At 62.7% G+C, this 17,454-nt stretch carries 19 protein-coding genes; 15 read left to right on the forward strand and 4 right to left on the reverse strand.

The features are described 5' to 3' along the window. Positions 1-2 precede the first annotated feature (2 nt). The 9 genes from urtE to ureG are packed head-to-tail and all read left to right on the forward strand — an operon-like array spanning position 3 to position 6,249. Positions 3-698, forward strand: a complete 696-nt coding sequence (gene urtE / locus ACN6KF_RS32610) for an urea ABC transporter ATP-binding subunit UrtE (protein ID WP_434961368.1) — start codon at positions 3-5, stop codon at positions 696-698. Then, a complete protein-coding gene (locus tag ACN6KF_RS32615) occupies positions 673-1,515 on the forward strand; it encodes an urease accessory protein UreD (RefSeq protein ID WP_434961025.1) in 843 nt (280 codons plus the stop codon). Before urtE ends, ACN6KF_RS32615 begins: the two co-directional genes overlap by 26 nt. Positions 1,516-1,529: 14 nt before the next feature. Further along, a complete protein-coding gene (locus ACN6KF_RS32620) occupies positions 1,530-1,832 on the forward strand; it encodes an urease subunit gamma (RefSeq protein ID WP_434961026.1) in 303 nt (100 codons plus the stop codon). Between the two features lie 33 nt (positions 1,833-1,865). Continuing rightward, positions 1,866-2,462, forward strand: coding sequence for a HupE/UreJ family protein (locus ACN6KF_RS32625; protein WP_434961027.1), 597 nt, complete (start codon positions 1,866-1,868; stop codon positions 2,460-2,462). A gap of 3 nt (positions 2,463-2,465) precedes the next feature. Further along, a complete protein-coding gene (locus ACN6KF_RS32630) occupies positions 2,466-2,771 on the forward strand; it encodes an urease subunit beta (RefSeq protein WP_434961028.1) in 306 nt (101 codons plus the stop codon). Continuing rightward, positions 2,771-4,483: an urease subunit alpha gene (ureC, locus tag ACN6KF_RS32635; protein ID WP_434961029.1), complete on the forward strand. Its 1,713-nt coding sequence runs from the start codon at positions 2,771-2,773 to the stop codon at positions 4,481-4,483. Before ACN6KF_RS32630 ends, ureC begins: the two co-directional genes overlap by 1 nt. A 2-nt stretch (positions 4,484-4,485) precedes the next feature. Beyond that, positions 4,486-4,953 (forward strand): urease accessory protein UreE, encoded by a 468-nt coding sequence (locus tag ACN6KF_RS32640; protein WP_434961030.1) that lies wholly within the window; start codon positions 4,486-4,488, stop codon positions 4,951-4,953. Then, positions 4,910-5,599 (forward strand): urease accessory protein UreF, encoded by a 690-nt coding sequence (locus ACN6KF_RS32645; RefSeq protein ID WP_434961369.1) that lies wholly within the window; start codon positions 4,910-4,912, stop codon positions 5,597-5,599. The genes ACN6KF_RS32640 and ACN6KF_RS32645 overlap by 44 nt, the downstream gene beginning before the upstream one ends. Next, a complete protein-coding gene (gene ureG, locus ACN6KF_RS32650; protein ID WP_434961031.1) occupies positions 5,596-6,249 on the forward strand; it encodes an urease accessory protein UreG in 654 nt (217 codons plus the stop codon). Before ACN6KF_RS32645 ends, ureG begins: the two co-directional genes overlap by 4 nt. Positions 6,250-6,317: 68 nt before the next feature. On the opposite strand, the gene ACN6KF_RS32655 is transcribed toward ureG, so the two are convergent. Then, positions 6,318-7,235: a LysR family transcriptional regulator gene (locus tag ACN6KF_RS32655; protein WP_434961032.1), complete on the reverse strand. Its 918-nt coding sequence runs from the start codon at positions 7,233-7,235 to the stop codon at positions 6,318-6,320. A gap of 92 nt (positions 7,236-7,327) precedes the next feature. Here ACN6KF_RS32655 and ACN6KF_RS32660 point away from each other — a divergent pair, with 92 nt between their 5' ends. Next, positions 7,328-8,266 (forward strand): AEC family transporter, encoded by a 939-nt coding sequence (locus ACN6KF_RS32660; protein WP_434961033.1) that lies wholly within the window; start codon positions 7,328-7,330, stop codon positions 8,264-8,266. An 87-nt stretch (positions 8,267-8,353) separates the two neighbouring features. On the opposite strand, the gene ACN6KF_RS32665 is transcribed toward ACN6KF_RS32660, so the two are convergent. The 3 genes from ACN6KF_RS32665 to ACN6KF_RS32675 form a co-directional block, all read right to left on the reverse strand. Then, positions 8,354-9,604: a glycosyltransferase family 4 protein gene (locus ACN6KF_RS32665; RefSeq protein ID WP_434961034.1), complete on the reverse strand. Its 1,251-nt coding sequence runs from the start codon at positions 9,602-9,604 to the stop codon at positions 8,354-8,356. Between the two features lie 21 nt (positions 9,605-9,625). Next, the gene (locus ACN6KF_RS32670) at positions 9,626-11,065 is read right to left on the reverse strand and encodes a sugar transferase (RefSeq protein WP_434961035.1); all 1,440 of its coding nucleotides are present in this window, start codon (positions 11,063-11,065) and stop codon (positions 9,626-9,628) included. A gap of 246 nt (positions 11,066-11,311) precedes the next feature. Beyond that, positions 11,312-12,058 (reverse strand): metallophosphoesterase family protein, encoded by a 747-nt coding sequence (locus ACN6KF_RS32675; RefSeq protein WP_434961036.1) that lies wholly within the window; start codon positions 12,056-12,058, stop codon positions 11,312-11,314. Between the two features lie 102 nt (positions 12,059-12,160). On the opposite strand from ACN6KF_RS32675, the gene ACN6KF_RS32680 reads away from it, so the two are divergent. The 5 genes from ACN6KF_RS32680 to ACN6KF_RS32700 all read left to right on the forward strand — a co-directional run bounded on the left by ACN6KF_RS32680 (position 12,161) and on the right by ACN6KF_RS32700 (position 17,385). Beyond that, positions 12,161-12,859 carry a polysaccharide biosynthesis/export family protein gene (locus ACN6KF_RS32680; RefSeq protein WP_434961037.1) on the forward strand — a complete coding sequence of 233 codons (699 nt, stop codon included), beginning with the start codon at positions 12,161-12,163 and terminating at the stop codon, positions 12,857-12,859. Between the two features lie 33 nt (positions 12,860-12,892). Next, positions 12,893-14,251 (forward strand): outer membrane beta-barrel protein, encoded by a 1,359-nt coding sequence (locus tag ACN6KF_RS32685; RefSeq protein ID WP_434961038.1) that lies wholly within the window; start codon positions 12,893-12,895, stop codon positions 14,249-14,251. 29 nt (positions 14,252-14,280) lie between these two features. Next, positions 14,281-15,042 carry a hypothetical protein gene (locus ACN6KF_RS32690; RefSeq protein ID WP_434961039.1) on the forward strand — a complete coding sequence of 254 codons (762 nt, stop codon included), beginning with the start codon at positions 14,281-14,283 and terminating at the stop codon, positions 15,040-15,042. A gap of 127 nt (positions 15,043-15,169) precedes the next feature. Then, the gene (nusG, locus tag ACN6KF_RS32695) at positions 15,170-15,706 is read left to right on the forward strand and encodes a transcription termination/antitermination protein NusG (protein ID WP_434961040.1); all 537 of its coding nucleotides are present in this window, start codon (positions 15,170-15,172) and stop codon (positions 15,704-15,706) included. 236 nt (positions 15,707-15,942) lie between these two features. After that, positions 15,943-17,385: an O-antigen ligase family protein gene (locus ACN6KF_RS32700; RefSeq protein ID WP_434961041.1), complete on the forward strand. Its 1,443-nt coding sequence runs from the start codon at positions 15,943-15,945 to the stop codon at positions 17,383-17,385. Positions 17,386-17,454 lie beyond the last annotated feature (69 nt).

Genomic DNA, 17,454 nt, shown 5'->3' on the forward strand with positions numbered 1-17,454 from the left:
TGATGCTGTCCGTCAGGGATCTGACCCTGCATTACGGCGCGGCCCAGGCGCTGCGCGGCGTGTCCTTGCAAGCCGAGGCCGGCAAGGTCACCTGTATTCTCGGCCGCAATGGGGTCGGCAAGACCAGCCTGATGCGCACCATCGCCGGGCAGCATCGGTCGAGCGCCGGTTCCATCAGCTTCGAGGGCAAAGTACTCGGCCGCAGCCCCGCCCATGACAGGGCCAGGCTCGGCATCGCCCTCGTGCCCCAGGGCCGCGAGATCTTTCCCCTGCTGACGGTGAAGGAGAATCTGCAGACCGGCTTTGCTCCGCTTAAACGAGCCGATCGCAGCATTCCAGCCCATATATTCGACCTGTTCCCGGTGCTCGCACAGATGCTGCAGCGCCGGGGCGGCGACCTTTCAGGTGGCCAGCAGCAGCAGCTTGCCATCGGCAGGGCGCTGGTGACCCGGCCCAAGCTTTTGCTGCTCGACGAGCCGACGGAAGGGATCCAACCCTCCGTGATCAAGGATATCGGCCGGGCCATCGCATTCCTGCGCGATAAGATGGGCATGACTATCCTTCTGGTCGAGCAATATCTCGATTTCGCCCGCGAACTCGCCGATCGTGTCGTCATCATGGATCGCGGCGAGATCGTCTTTTCCGGCGACGCCGCCGACCTGGACAAGCCCGATGTACGCCGACATCTCCTGCTCTGACCTCAGGAAGGCTCCGCTCCGTCTCGAACGGGCCGAGGGAGTCGCGCGCCTGGCCTTTCGCCGACGCGCCGGGGCCACCAGGCTCGAGACCCTCTATCAGGAAGGATGCGCCAAGGCGCGGTTGCCGCGACCGCTGCCCGGCGCGGAGCCAGAGGCGATCCTCATCAACACGGCTGGCGGCCTGACCGGCGGCGACAACCTCTCCTTCGAAATCGTGGCACGGCGGGCATGCTCGGCCACCATCACCACCCAGGCCTGCGAACGCATCTACCGCTCGACGGGCGAGGATGCGGTGGTGGTCAACCGGCTGGTCGTCGAGGCCGGCGCTCGCCTCGCCTGGCTGCCGCAGGAAACCATTCTGTTCGACGGCGGCCGTCTTGTCCGCTGCCTCGAGGCCGATCTGGCCGATGGCGCCGAACTTCTCGCCGTCGAGGCGGCGCTGTTCGGGCGCGCCGCCATGGGCGAAGTCGTCCGCAGCGGTGTCCTGCGCGATCGCTGGCGCATCCGTCGCAACGGCAGGCTGATCTTCGCGGAGGATTTCCGCATCGAGGGCGATATCGCCGGGCGCCTTGCCACTGCCGCGGCGTTGGGCGGGCAGCAGGCCATGGCCACGGTTCTCGCCGTTTGCCCGGAGCCGGAGGAACGGATCGAACAGGTGCGCGAGATCATCGGCGGCCATGGCGGTGCCAGCGCCTGGGACGGCAAGCTCGTCGTCCGCCTCCTGGCTCAGGACAGCCTAGCGCTCCGACATCGCCTCGAGCCTGTCCTTTCTTATCTGCTCGCCGACCGCCCGCTGCCGAAAGTGTGGCACCTCTAACCTCCGGAACTCGCATGAACCTCACGCCCCGCGAAAAAGACAAGCTCCTCATTGCCATGGCGGCGATAGTTGCCCGCCGGCGCCTCGAACGCGGCGTCAAGCTCAATCACCCCGAGGCGATCGCCCTCATCACCGACTTCGTGGTCGAGGGCGCGCGGGATGGCCGCTCGGTCGCCGAACTCATGGAAGCGGGCGCACATGTGCTGACGCGCGAGCAGGTCATGCCGGGTATCGCCGAGATGATCCACGACGTGCAGGTGGAAGCGACCTTTCCGGACGGAACCAAGCTGGTCACCGTGCACGAACCCATCCGATAAGCGCTTTGCTCTAGAGGCTGCCAAGGAACGATCATGAAGAAATATCTCGTCGCATTCGCCGCCGTGCCTGGCGCCGTGCTCGGGGCCACCCCGGCCCTGGCCCATCTCAACCCGGCCGAACATGCCTCCTTCTCCACAGGCTTCCTGCATCCGCTTTCAGGCACGGACCACGTGCTGGCGATGGTCGGCGTGGGCCTGTGGGCTGCCCTGCTCGGCGGGCGCGCGTTGTGGGCGGTCCCGACGACCTTCGTCATCGTCATGATGGCCGGCTTTGCCGCAGCCCTTGGCGGCATGCCCTTGCCCTTCATCGAGCCGGCGATATCAGCCTCGGTCGTGGTGCTCGGCCTGCTGGCCATGATGGCGTTCAAGGTGCCGACGCCCATCGGCATGGTCGTGGTGGGGTTCTTTGCCCTGTTCCATGGCTTCGCCCATGGCGGCGAGTTGGGCAATGCCAGCGCCACGTCCTTCCTGGTCGGCTTTGCCCTGGCAACGGCCTTGCTGCATGCGGCCGGCATCCTGCTCGGGCCGGGGATCGCCCGTATCGCGGGTGACCGGGCCGGCAAGTTTGCCACGCAATTTGCCGGGGGAGTGACTGCCCTCGCCGGTCTCGCTTTGATCGTGGGAGGCTAGACCATGATCCCGGGCGAAGTCATGCCGATGGCTGGCGATATCATGTTGAACGCCGGCGCGGAGGCGACCGTTCTCGTCGTCGCCAATTCAGGCGACCGGCCGATCCAGGTCGGCTCCCACTATCATTTCTTCGAAGTCAATGCGGCGCTCCTGTTCGACCGCGACGCGGCGCGCGGGATGCGGCTCGACATTCCCGCCGGCACGGCTGTTCGCTTCGAGCCCGGGCAGCAGCGGCAGGTGCGGCTGATCGCGATCGGCGGCAGGCGTCAGATCTTCGGCTTTCAGGGCAAGATCATGGGAGCGCTGTGATGGCCACTTCTCTTTCACGCGCCACCTATGCGCAGATGTATGGGCCGACCGTCGGTGATCGCGTCAGGCTTGCCGATACCGAGCTTTTCATCGAGGTCGAGAAGGACTTCACCATTCCCGGCGAGGAGGTGAAATTCGGCGGCGGCAAGGTGATCCGGGACGGCATGGGCCAGAGCCAGGCGAGCCGCGCCGCGGGCGCGGTCGATACCGTCATCACCAATGCGCTGATCATCGATCATTGGGGCATCGTCAAGGCCGATGTCGGCCTGAGGGACGGCCTGATTACCGCGATCGGCAAGGCCGGCAATCCCGACATCCAGCCCGGCATCACCATCGTCATCGGCCCCGGCACGGAGATCATTGCCGGCGAGGGCAAGATCCTCACCGCGGGCGGCGTCGACGCCCATATCCATTTCATCTGCCCGCAGCAGATCGAGGAAGCCCTGATGTCGGGCGTCACCACCATGCTGGGCGGAGGCACGGGCCCCGCCCACGGCACGCTCGCCACCACCTGCACGCCCGGGCCGTGGCACCTGGCCCGCATGATACGCTCCTTCGACGCCTTCCCGATCAATCTGGGGCTATCCGGCAAGGGCAATACCTCCCAGCCGGACGCCCTGGTCGAGATGATCGAAGGCGGTGCCTGCTCGCTCAAACTGCACGAGGACTGGGGTACGACACCGGCCGCCATCGACAACTGCCTCAGCGTGGCCGACGAATACGACGTTCAGGTGATGATCCACACCGACACGCTCAACGAGAGCGGCTTCGTGGAGGACACGGTCGCCGCCTTCAAGGGGCGTACCATCCACGCCTTTCACACCGAAGGCGCCGGCGGCGGCCATGCGCCGGACATCATCAAGGTGTGCGGCCTGCCCAATGTGCTGCCGTCCTCGACCAACCCGACCCGGCCCTATACGAAGAATACCATCGCCGAGCATCTGGACATGCTGATGGTCTGCCATCATCTTTCGCCCGCGATCGCCGAGGACATCGCCTTCGCCGACAGCCGCATCCGCAAGGAAACCATCGCGGCTGAGGACATCCTTCACGACATTGGCGCCTTCTCCATCATTTCTTCCGACAGCCAGGCGATGGGCCGTGTCGGCGAGGTCCTGATCCGCACCTGGCAGACGGCGCATAAGATGAAGCTGCAGCGCGGCCGCCTGCCCGGCGAGAGCGGCGACAACGACAATCTCAGGGTGCGCCGCTATATCGCCAAATACACCATCAACCCCGCCATCGCGCAGGGATTGTCGGCCTATGTCGGCTCCATCGAGATCGGCAAGCGCGCGGATCTCGTCTTGTGGAATCCGGCCTTCTTCGCGGTCAAGCCGGACATGGTACTGGTCGGCGGCACGATCGCCGCGGCCCCGATGGGCGATCCCAATGCCTCGATTCCGACGCCGCAGCCGATGCATTACCGCCCGATGTTCGGCAGTTTCGGTGGTGGGCCGGCGGCCTCTTCCTTGACATTCGTCAGCAAAGCCGCGCTCGCCAGCGGCCTGAGGGAGCGGCTCGGCGTCGCCAAGCCGATGGCGGCGGTGGAGAACACGCGCAGCGGCATTTCCAAGCGCTCCATGGTCCTGAACGATGCGCTGCCGCACATGGAAGTCGATCCCGAAACCTATGAAGTCCGCGCCGATGGCGAACTCCTGACCTGTCCGCCGGCGGCAGAATTGCCAATGGCCCAACGTTATTTCCTGTTTTGATCATGCTGCACGCCACTTCCCACTGCCATCACGACAGCCGGCTTCCCGTCGGCACCATCACGCTCGATCACAGGGGCCGTCATCTGCGCCGCAAGCGCCTCATCACCGATCAGGGCGATATCGTCATGATCGACCTGCCCGAAGCGGTGCTGCTCGCCAGCGGCGATGCCCTGGTGCTGGAAGACGGACGCACCATCACCATCCTCGCCTCCCCGGAAGCGCTCTACGAGGTCAGGCCCGGCCGGCAATGCCCGCTCGCCCATCTCGCCTGGCATCTCGGCAACCGCCATCTCGCTGCCGAAATCGGCGCCGATGTCATCCTGATCGAACGCGATCGCGTGATCCGGGCCATGTTGGAGGGCCTCGGGGCCGAAGTCCGGGAGGTGGTCGCAGCCTTCCAGCCCGTGCACGGCGCCTACCATGCGCATGGGCACGGCCACCATCACAGCCATGGGCACGGTCATGAATGATAGGACGGCGCATCTCGTCCGGCTTTTGAGCTGGCTGTCGCCGGCCTTTCCCGTCGGCGCCTTCGCCTACAGCCACGGCCTGGAACGGGCTGTCCATGACGGGTTGATCGAGGATCGCTCCACGCTGGTCGATTGGCTGACAACAATCATCCAGGCCGGTTCCGGCTGGAACGATGCCGTCCTCTTGGCGCAGGCTTGGCGCTTGACCTCCCGCGGAGAGAGTTGCGCCGATATCGCGGAGCTCGCCGAGGCTATGGCCGGCACGCGCGAGCGCCATCGCGAAACCACGCTGCAGGGCGAGGCTTTCGCGCAAGCCGTCGCGCACTGGACCGGGGAGCCCCCCGAACCGATGCCCTATGCCGTCGCCATCGGCCGGGTGGCCGCGCGCCATGGCATCGGGCTCGAAAACGCGCTGGTCGGCTTCCTTCACGCCTTTACCGCCAATCTGATCCAGGCTGCCATCCGGCTGGTCCCGCTCGGTCAGCGCGACGGGGTGCTGGCGCTCGCGGCCTTCGAGCCGGTCATCCTGGCCACCGCAAGGCGCGCCTCGCTTGCGATGCTCGATGACCTCGGTGCCTGCACCCTGATGTCCGACATCGTCTCGATGCGGCACGAAACCCAATATTCGAGGATCTTCCGCTCATGACTTCCAGCCCAGGCTCTCATGTCAGTCCAGGTCCCCATTCAAACCACGGCCCTTTGCGCGTGGGCATCGGCGGCCCGGTCGGCGCCGGCAAGACCACCCTGACCGAAATGCTGTGCAAGGCGATGCGCGAAAGCTATTCGGTCGCCGTAGTCACCAACGACATCTTCACCAAGGAAGACGAGCTCATCCTCAACCGGGTGCAGGCGCTTCCCCAGGACCGCATCATCGGGGTCGAGACTGGTGGTTGTCCCCACACCGCCATCCGCGAGGACGCTTCGATCAACCTGTCGGCGATCGCCGAAATGCGCCGGCGTTTTCCCGATCTCGACGTGGTCTTCATCGAATCCGGAGGCGACAATCTGGCTGCAACCTTTTCGCCGGACCTCGCCGATCTCACGCTCTACGTCATCGACGTCGCGGCGGGCGAGAAGATCCCGCGCAAAGGCGGCCCCGGCATCACCCGCTCCGATCTCCTGATCATCAACAAGATGGACCTCGCCCCCCATGTCGGCGCCGATCTCGACATCATGCGCGCCGATACCGAGAAGCAGCGCGGCAAGCGGCCCTTCGTGTTCACCGATATGCGCCGGCGCGTTGGGCTCGCCGACATCGTCGCCTTCATCGAACAGCAAGGCGGCCTGACGGCATAGGTCGCTCGACGTGACAGATGCCGGTTGCAAGGCCGTGCCAGGCATCCGGCCGTTTCCTACCGCGTCCTTCAGCGCTCCAATCGGGTTGCCGGCCTTTTGCCAGCTGGCGACCCTTTCCAATCTCGGACGATATCGATCAAGAGCGCAACGGCCGGATTGCGGGATTCACCCGGAACCGAGAGAACGACCCTCAATGTCGGCGCAGCCGCGAGCGATCTCGGTATGACATCCACAGCCGCCTCGTCGCATATCGACGCCGGCACCAGAGCCACGCCCAATTGTGCCGCCACGAGCCGGACGATGGTGTGCTGCAACTGGGGTTCGTAGCGAAATCGCGGGACGATGCCAGCCTTCTCGAAATAACCCGCGATGGCCTCGCGCAGCGTGGGCGCCACGGTTGCGGGCGCAGCGATCAAGTCCTCCGTTTCCAGATCGTGAGGAGTGATGCGGTCCCGCCCGGCCAAGGGATGCTCCCTCGGAACGATCAGGCACAGATGGTCCGTGATAACAGGCACGGTCCGCAACTGCGGAAATGGCCGGCCGGCAAAGGTAATGGCCGCGTCGAGTTCGCCGCCGAGAAGCCTGTGCTCGATATCGGCAGGCGTCGTCTCCAGGAGGACGATCCGAATGTCCGGTCTCAGCCCGGCGTAGCAACTGACGATCTGTGGCACGATGCGATGGGCGGCATGCATCATGAAGCCCAGGCGCAGCTCGCCCTTCTGGCCTTCCGCAACCAGCCTTGCATCGCGGCAGGCATCCTCGAACTGGGCCAGCACCATACGGGAATCCGCCAGAAATCTTTCCCCCGCCTGGGTCAGAGTGACGTGGCGCGAGTTTCGGTCGACCAACTGCACGCCGAGTTCGCGCTCCAGATTGGCGATCTGCCGGCTGAAAGGCGGCTGGGTCATATGCATTCGCGCAGCTGCCCGGCCGAAGTGAAGGGTCTCGGCGAGAGCCACGAAATACCGCATCTGCCGGGAATCCATTAATACCTCCAATGCATGGATAATAGCTTCGCATTGGATTGGATTATATCGATCGTCTCTTTTATGAAAGGCGACACCACAATCGGCGTGCCATGCTTTCCAATCTCCTCATCGTCCTGCCTGTCTTCGCGCTGATCCTCGCCGGCTGGCTTGCGCGGCGGTGCAATGCGCTTGGCCCGCATGCCACGCGCGAGGTGAACCGGCTCGTTGTCTATCTCGCGCTGCCTGCCCTGTTGTTCGACATCATGGCCAACGCAGACTTGGTACAGATCTGGCAGCCCGGCTTCATTCTGGCTTTTGCCCTGGGCTGCGTGCTCATCTTCTCCGTTGCATTGTGGATCCGCCTGAGACAGGGCAGCCATCTGGCGGATGCGGCGATAGACGGCCTCAATGCCGGTTACGCCAATACCGGCTTCATGGGGTTCCCACTGGTCCTTGCCGTCATCGGCCAATCCGGTATGGCTCCAACCCTGGTCGCGACGATCGTGACTGTCTGCGCGCTGTTTGCCGTTGCCATCGTCCTGATCGAGGCCAGCCTTCAGGCCCAGGCGCGCCGAAGGGATATCGCGTGGAAGACGCTGCTCGCGCTGATCAAGAATCCATTGCTGGTCGCGCCGGCCCTGGGGGCGGTGGTGATGGTTGCGGGTTGGCCACTTCCTCAGACACTCGATCAATTTCTCAAATTGCTCGGCGGTGCCGCCTCGCCATGCGCACTCATTGCGCTCGGCCTTTTCCTGGCGGACAATGCCGGAAAAGGCGCCGAGGCCGGACGCAAGGTAGAGGCCTTGCTGATCGGGCTGAAGCTGGTGGCTCACCCCGTCGCAACCTGGGTGATTGCCGGGCCCATCCTCGGCCTGGAACCGGATGCGGTCCGCATCGCCGTCCTTATCGCAGCCCTTCCGACCGGCACGGGCCCCTTCATGCTGGCCGAATTCTATGGCCGCCAAGCCCTGATCACCAGCCGTGTGGTGCTGGCAACGACGGCCTTGTCCATCGTGACGCTTTCTTTGTACCTTGCGGTATCAGGGTAAACTAAGGCCGTATCGACACCGTCACTCGGCGAACCCGCGCGCCTGTCCACCGACAGCGCCCACTCCCCCTTGACCGGAGCTCGCCAATCAGCGCTTGGCCTCCGGCGGGCTTCCCATGGATGACAATAGCGCCTGCCAGCGGCGCAGGCAGGAAACACGGTCAAATCCGCTCTCGATCAAGGCACGCGCATTGCGCCCCTTCTGCACCAAAAGCTCAGGCCGATGGCGCCATTCGCGGACGACTTTCGCAAAATCCGCGCTGTCGCCGGGCGTGATGACGGCACCACAATCGAACCGGTGGATCAGGTCGGAAATTTCGCCGTCCGGCGCCATGACTGCAATCATGGGCTTTCCGGCTGCAGCGATGCCGTAGAACTTGCTCGGCACGATCAGACCTTCCAGGCGTGGATTGAGCGATAGCCAGTGAATATCCGGCACCGTCAGGGACTGTGGCAGTGTGCCGGCGTCCTGATAGGGCAGAAATCGAAACATCCGGTCCAGCCCTTGGTCGGCAACGGCCCGCTTGAGATAAGAGGTGAGATAGCCATCCCCGATGAACAAGAACGCGATCCCGGGCTCGTCTCGAAGCAGGCGCGCGGCGCCGATCAGGGTATCGACCTCATGCGCCCGGCCGAGATTGCCCGAATAGCCGATCACGAACTTGTCCTGTAGGCCCCAGTCACGGCGTAAGCGGTTGGGCTCAGGGCCAGCCGGCACGATGTGCTGGTCATCGCACCAGTTGCAAATCGCCGTGACCCTGGCGGTCGGTACGCCGAATCCGGCGATCATCGCCTTCATCCTTTCGCCAACCGCTACATTCACGGCCGCACGGCGAAGACTGACGTTGCGCAGCCAGCGCAGGATGCCCCCCAAGACCCCCTGGCCGGCCTTCACGCCAAGCTCTGCTGCGACTTCCGGATACACGTCTTGCAGCCAGTTGATCTGCCGGAGGCGCTTCACCGCAATGATGGGCAGCAGCGAAACGCTCAGCAGCGGCGGATCGGTCTTGACCACAACGATATCGCCAGCCCGTGCGCGTCGCAAAAGCTCCCAGGCCAGAGTCGCGTGAACAGCCATGGCAAGGGCAGCCCGTCTGAGGAGCGATGAGCCCGCTTCCACCACCGGACCGACACGATAGATTGAAACACCGGGCAATGCCGCATCCGGATCCAGCCTGCGGGCGGGTTCGTCATAGCGGCCAGCACCGGTAAGGGCGGTCACGTCCCAACCCTGCTCGGCAAGGAAGGCCGCCAGATCGGAGGCGATTTGGCTGGTCGCGGACGTATCGGGATGGAAATAGCGATTGACCAGGAAAACGCGGCGCTGTTTCAAAGCCATGCTGGATCGCTGCCGTCCCGGTCAGCGTCGATAGTTCGGAGGAGAGTGCTGCTCCGCCAGGCCCCGAGCCGGGGCCTTTCTGCCCCTGCGTGCGGCCATGGCGCGACTGAGCGCGGCAATTCCCCTCCTTTCGCCGCCGAACACGAACATCATGGTCATGACGGCGATTTTCAGATCCAGCCCGAGGGATGCGTTGTCGATGTAATATTCATCGAGTGCGTCCTTCTCCTCGCTGGTCACGAGATTGCCGCCATTGACTTGCGCCCAGCCACTGATGCCTGGCCGTACGGCCAGGCGGAGCCCGGGATTGGCAGGTTGGTCTGCCGGCAGAAGGGGGCGCGGGCCGATCAAGGACATCTCGCCGGCGAGGACGTTCAACAATTGCGGGATCTCGTCGAGGCGCATCTTGCGGATGAGCCGACCGATCGGCGAGAGACGCTCGGCCCCGGGAACCACGTGCCCCTTGGCATCATAGGGGGCGTGATAGGTGCGGAACTTGTAGATGAAGAAATGCCTACCGCTACGCCCTACCCGCTGCTGCCAGAAATGCAGGGGACGCCCGACGTCGAAAAGCACGAGAGCTGCAACCAGCAGCCAGACAGGGGCCAGCAGTACCATGAGTATAACCGAAGCCACGATATCGATGACGCGCTTCACACCGAAATAGCGTGGCAATCCGGCCGCAGGGTCCGCCGCCGCCTCGCGAGCCACGACCGTCGGCAATGCCTGTGCCCGCCGCGCGGAAGCCTTGGGCATGAGTTCGAGCGCCTGTGCGACGCTCTTGAGCGCAATGCCTCGACGATCACATTCATCCGTGATGAAGCGAAGGCTGGCCGTGTCCAGTTGCTCGGGTTCCATGGACAGCCACACGGCCTCGATGGTCACGCCATGCAGCGCATATTCGTCGACGATCCGCCCGAGATCACCGACCCGTCCGGCCACGTGCACGCCATTGAGCGACCTTCCCGTCGCCGACGGCCCCTCGTCGAGAACCGACATGATTTGCGTGGTGACAGGCGATTGGCTCTCGATGAGCTTGATCACGAGCCACGCGAACTGGTCCGTGCCGACAAGGATGACCTTGCGAAGATCGGTGATATTGCGCTTGGCGCTGACCCTGGCCCGCTCATGAGAGACAAGCCTCGAGAAGGCCCGCCCCCCTGCCAGGCCTGCGCCGAGAACGAGCGAGTAGATGATAGGGGTCGACCGTGGTATGCCATCGAGCCGCGTGAGCATGAAAAGAAGCAAGGCACTGGCGCTGATCGTCAACGCGATCACCGCGCAGATCGCATAGAGATCGGGGACCGAAAAGGTATTCTGGATTGCATCCCCGGCGCGAAAGATGAGCAGGGCCGGGATTGCGAATGCGATCGTAACAAAAACGAAAAGATAGGGTCCCGGTAGGTCGAACGGCATATTCGGCCAGGCGAGAAGGTCGACATCTCGCAATGCCAGAGTCAATAACGGCGCTGCAATCACCCACAATACGTCGAAAAGCGATAGACGTATTTTACGCGGACTATATGACGTCGGGATTCGGGACCGCATTCAACGCTCCTTACAGGTCCAGAATAGATATGGCCACAACAACGTCAAGCGGCCAACCCAGAAACACAACCGACAGTTGCGGGGTGATCGCGAAGAAACGTCGCGGTTCCCAGGCTACGGTCCTCAGCCATGATCCTGGACAATCGGCCCCGCTGCTCCTCATGGCGTGGCACTCAGGAAGCGTCGCCCGGCTTCTTCCAACACGACTGCGGTGAGGCGGGAAGTAGCAAAGGCGCCGGTATCGACATTGATCCGATTGGCGTGCGTTTCCGGCTGGGAGACGGGTGAATGGCCGTGCACCACGATCTTGCCGAAGCTGCCCTCGAACTTCAAAAACTCGTCCCGGATCCATAGGAGGTCTCCGCCTGCCTGGCGATCAAGGGCAACATGTGGCTTCACGCCGGCATGGCAGAAGAAATAATCCCCGCATGCATGGCTTAGAACGGTGTCTTGCAGGAATCGCCGATGGGCGGGGGGCAGTTTTCGTTCAAATTGTTCGCGTGCCTGGCGGTAGCCGCGTCCGCGCAAGGCCTCACTGACGTCGACCCCATAGGAGTGCAGCGTTTCCAAGCCACCGAGGCCACGCCAGCTATCGAGAACCGAGGGATCATCGAGAAAGGACAACAGCAAATCCTCGTGATTGCCACGCAAGGCCTTGATGGGGACGCCGAACCGGCACGAGGACAAGTGCTCGATCACACCGGCAGATTCAGGGCCTCTGTCGACATAATCTCCCAGAAAAATCACGAGAGGTTCGGTGATACCGCCCTCGAGGTCAGCCAAAATCCGTTGGTCCATCCGCAACAGCAGATCCCGGCGGCCGTGAATGTCGCCAACGGCGTAAATTCTAGTTCCAGGCGGGATAGTCGACACACCTTCCCCCTCTGGCAACGCCATCATCAACATTACGAGTTATAACCAAACAGCGTTAAGATTACCCTTGATGCTTGAGCTATCAACACCCTTCTTCATCAGCCAGATGAATTTGTTCATTAACGAAACGAAATAATGCACGAGGAAAACCGGAGAAATTATTGGACAAAAAAACACACTTACGCCTATCGTTACGGCGTCTACGTATCCGATCTCAGGCGCGAGGGGTTGTGGGTGTCGCGTATGGGTATTCAATCGAGGCAGTGTTCGGCGCTCGTCCTGGTTTTCTGCCTACTGCTTGCATCATGCGCGAACGACACCGTTGGCGTCGCTTCGAAAGCCGACCAGGAAGCCCTTATCCAGAAAACGGCGGTCGCAGCTCCGAATATCCAGGCCGGCGACAAGATCAGGGTCACTGTCTTCGGCGAGGACCGTCTTACGGGGGAATACCAGGTCGATCCAGCTGGCTTCGTGTCCCTGCCACTCGCCGGTACCGTGAAGGCAGCGGGCCTGAGCAAGCAGCAGATGGAAAAGACGCTCGCCACCAAATTCAGCGGCGAGTATCTGCGCGACCCGAAGGTCACCGTGGACCTGGCCAGCTTCAGGCCCTTTTACATTCTGGGGGAAGTCAACAAACCCGGGGAGTACGATTACAAGAGCGGCCTGAATATCATGAGCGCCCTGGCTGTAGCCGGCGGAACCACCTACAGGGCAAGTACGTCCACCATCGACATTCAGCATGTGGGTGAAACCGGATTCAAGAAATACCCGATTTCGTCGAACATTCCCGTTCTGCCGGGCGATCTCATCCGCGTTCCCATGCGCTACTTCTAGAGTAAAACGCTTTAGTAACAGCCAGGAGTACCCATGCTGCGTAAAACGTCACTGGTTTTCCTGGCATCGGTGACGACGCTCATTCCGGGCTTCGGCCTGCGACCTGCATTGGCGCTCGACGCCACGCCCAGCCAGACCACGATCGAGACACTGGGTATCACCGCCAGCCCCAGCTATGTCGAGGGACTGCCCTTTGGCGGCTGGCTGGTTTATCCATCCCTGTTCCTCGGCACGGTATACAACGACAATATCGACGGTCAGGCACGGCACCGCCAGTCATCCCTGGGGTTGCAGATCCAGCCACGCCTGGACGCGGCCTGGGAAGACGGAATTCATCGCCTCGCCGTCTATGCCAATGGTGATTTCCAGCTCTACCCGTCGCATCAGGATAGCAGTCGCATCACTGCCAAGGTCGGAGGGGCGTGGACCTATTCGCCCTTGCCGGATCTGACCATCCGGCTGCACGGCGATTTCACCCGCGCCAACGGCATGTTCGTCCCAGGTTTCTGGTCATCGCCCTATCAGAGCTGGCAACGGCCGGGCGCCGTGCTCACCGATTCCTCGATTTTCACCAACACCTATGAGGCCGGCGCCTCGATCGAAAAGAAGGTGACCGATCAGACCTCCTTGCGCCTGTCCGGCGGCGTCATCTACGCCAGCTTCGATCGCCCCGATGACAGGGCCGAGGCAAAGAGCGGCTTCCCCATGCCGTTCAATGGAACGGACTATTATGTGGCGCTTCGCGCCACCACCATGCTGACCCCGCAGATCTATGCCTTCATCGAAGGTGGCGCCGATTTCCATCGATATGACAAGAACGTCAAGGGCGACTCCGTCTACCACGTGACCACAGGCCTCGGCTCGGAGCTGATCCGGCTCGTGCGCGGCGAAGTCTATGTCGGTTATCAGACCCGCAGCGGATCGCGCCGCATCTCAGGCTCGTCGAACCAGCCTGCATTCGGCGGAAGGATCACATATTACCCCACGCAATACATCACTATTGCCGCCTCTGCCGATCAGTCGCTCTCCTTTTCGCAAACCCCCGTTCTGCTTCCCTCAGGCAATGGCAGCGTCTCTCAGGCCATGCAATCGGCGTCAGGCCGGACATTCCAGTCTCGCATTCAGGCCGACTACGCGCTGTCACAACTGTGGTCGGCCTATGTCCAGGCCGGCTATGGCCAAACACGATACAATGCAATATCCAATCTCACTCAAACTCAGGTCTGGTCGGCTGGCGCAGGATTTCGTTACGACCTATGGCGCAATATGGCCCTTACGCTCGAATACCAGTTCAATCATTCCAATTCGAAATACAGGCAAGCGGCCCTTTTCAATTCCACCAGCTCGTTCAACCAGAATGTCGTCTCGGTCGGATTGACGTACCATTACTAGAGATCAGCGCGTTCAAATGGGAACGCGCTATGCTGCAGCTCTTTGTTTGGACGCATCCTTGCGATTCTTGCCAATGCCGGCAGATCGCAAAACGCCTTAGGGAGCCATCAACCATGCTGGCGAGGCTCACGCTGCCAATTCTTGCCTGCTTGTGGCACGTCGCTGCTGCACAGGCCCAGGCCACCAATGCTCCGACCTGCGTCTCGGAAGCGGATCCACTCGGTTGCGAGCAGGCGCGGGAAGACCTTTCGCCGGAGATGCTCAGGCTGCTTGCGGTCCATCCCCATGGTGGGCAGGCCCTGGAAGAAACGTCCTACCGAATGGCCGTTGCACAGCCTGAGCAGGCCTTCGCACTAGTCACTCTGGCTAATCGCTCCAATCCCGAGCAAATGAATGCGATCGCTCGCGGCCTGCTGCGCGCCTTCGACGAACTGGCCGAATCCAGTCCGCAGTGCCGGACAGGATGTATGGACAGGCTCCAAAAGATCATGATGCTGCGTGGCCTCGATCCCAGGTCGCCAATTGCCGCGGTGCGGCGGGACTGCGTTCGGGAAAAGACCGGCATCAAACCCTATTCGCTGACCTGCGGCACGCCCATCAGGGCCGCAATGCAATGCGCCGACCGGACTCTCACCTCCCTGCTGACGGCGCTGGCGCGCCAGCGATTCGCGACACTCGCCACGGCCTCGGGCAGCCCGAGGGGCTGCTTTGCGCCTGTCTATCAAAGCCCCCACAACGCCGCTGGCTGGACCTCGTCGGTTCCCCCCAACTTGCCGATAAGTCGAAATTGATGGTTGCCAGCCCCGTTCTTTTCCGCGAGCCTGAGGCCATGTTGTTCAGCAACGACGCGTTTGCCAATCCTGGAGCCGGCATCGAAGGGGCGCAGGCCCCGAACGCTCTCTCGTGCCGAACGCAATCATGAGCGGGCCCCTATCCGGCCTGCTCCGGGCCAATGCAGGCGGGCAGCGCTGGTATGTCGCACAGACACGCGTCCGCTCGGAGGAAACCGCGCGCTTCAATCTGGAAGCGCAGGGCTTCGAGGTTTTCCTGCCGCGCACGCAGCGCACCGTCATGCATGCACGCAAGCGCCGGACCGTCCTCCACGCTCTCTTTCCCGGCTATCTGTTCGTACGCCTCGATCTGGAGCGCGAACGCTGGCGCTCGATCAACGGCACCATCGGGGTGGTGCAGGTGGTGATGGGTTCCAGCCTGCCGCTCGCCGTGCCCGATGGCGTGGTCGAAACGATCCTGACCTATGTCGATGCCGACGGCATCGCGCGGCTCGATCGTGATCTTTCGCAGGGGCAAACGGTTCGCGTGAAGCTGGGTCCCTTTACCGAAAGCATCGGCCCCTTGATGCGCCTCGATCCCAATGAACGCGCCCGCGTGCTGTTGGAAATCATGGGCCGGGCCGTGGAAATCAATCTGCCACGGCGAGCGCTGGAGGCGGTTTGAAGTTAAAGCGTTTTGCAATTTGGCGGTATCGCCAAGAATCGCAAAAACGCTCTAGCCAATCCGTTGGATTGGCTTGGAAACATGGAGTTGGCGTAAAGCCGCGTTTCAGCATGAGCGCGCTTTGCTCCAGCCGGCGCAAGCCGGCCTTCAGATGTCGGACAGAGGGTGAAACAGGTCGTTTCACCCTAACGGCGGTAGCATGGCAAAACGGGAAGTCGAGATCGGGGCTGGCGAAGGTGGCGAACGGCACGCTTGTGGATGAGCGCCCGGCATCCCTTGCCGGGGCAAGGACGGCGGCGGGCGTGATCGAGAGCCTTCTCCTCGTGGCGCTCATCCTCGGCCTTGCCTGGGCTCCGGCCTGGCTCGGCAGCAACAGGCCGATAGCTTGGGGCGTGAACGGCATCCTGTTCCCGGGGCTGGTCATCGCCTACGAACTCAGCCGGGTCGTCCTGGGCCGGCCCCATGCGGTGGCCGCACGCTATCTCTTGGTCCCGATAGGCCTTTTCATTGGTGTCGTCGCCTGGATTCTCCTGCAGATTTCACCGGGGATGCCGCCCTCCTTGGTTCACCCCATCTGGCCGTTGGCTGCCCAGGCGCTCGGCGAACCCCTCCCCGGCACGATCAGTGTCGATCCCGGTGCGAGCGCACTCGGGCTCCTCCGCCTGATCACCGACGCCAGCGTGTTCTGGCTGGCGCTCCAGCTCTGCCGCTCGGCCTCCCGGGCACATCTGCTGCTCTATGCGATCATGACCATCATCGCCGTCTATGCAGCGTTGGGACTCTATCTCGCGGTTTTCGAGGCTTCGAAAATTCCCTATCTCGACGGTTCCGCCCCCGGCCTGGTGCGATCGACCTTCATCAACCGCAACAGCCTGGCGGCCTACGCCGGCATCGGCGTCATCATCGCTTTGACCCTATGGCTCAGGGCCTTGAGAGCCGGGGCGGCACCGGCGGTCGGCCTCGATCTCCGCCGCTCAGGCCGTTTCCTCCCGCCGATGGCTCAACTCCATTGGGTAGAGATCGGCGCGGGATTGGTCGCTCTGAGCGCCCTGATGGCAAGCGGTTCGCGTGGAGGCGTCATCGCCACCGCCACCGCTATCGCGTGCATATTGGTTTTGTCGTTCCCCCGATCGGGCAGATCCATCGTCGAGCGGATTTCGGTGCTCCTTCTGCCGCTGCTGGCTATAGGTGGTGCGGTCGCCTTGCTGGGCGACACCGTTTTCGGGCGCATCGCCGCCTCCGGCCTCACAGATACGAAGCGGGCGGCCGTCAACGACATCATGGTCCGCTCCCTTCAGGATGCTCCGTTCTCGGGCTTCGGCTACGGCACTTTTACCGACATTTTCCCCGTCTATCGCGATCAGTCGATCTCGACGACCGGCGTGTGGGACAAAGCTCACAACACTTATCTTGAGGTTTTGCAGGGCCTTGGCCTTGTATTCGGAACCATGATGATAACTCTGGTCGCCTGGCTCGTTGGCGTTTGTGCCGTCGGCGTGTTTCGCCGACGGCGGCACCGGGCTCCGCTAATCTGCGCCGCCGGTGCCGGTGTGCTCCTGGGCGTGCATGCGCTCGTCGATTTCAGCCTGCAGATCCAGGCGATCTCGTTGACCTTCATGGCCTTGCTGGGAGCCGGCGTGTCGCAATGGGCCAGTTCCAACGCGAATCTGTCGGACTAGAGGCTGTCATGAACTGCAGATGGATCCCTGACGACGATCGGGGCTGCGGAGCGAAAGCAAGGAACGGCG

Origin of the sequence: Labrys methylaminiphilus subsp. lupini (assembly GCF_051161885.1) — a bacterium.
Lineage (GTDB): Bacteria > Pseudomonadota > Alphaproteobacteria > Rhizobiales > Labraceae > Labrys.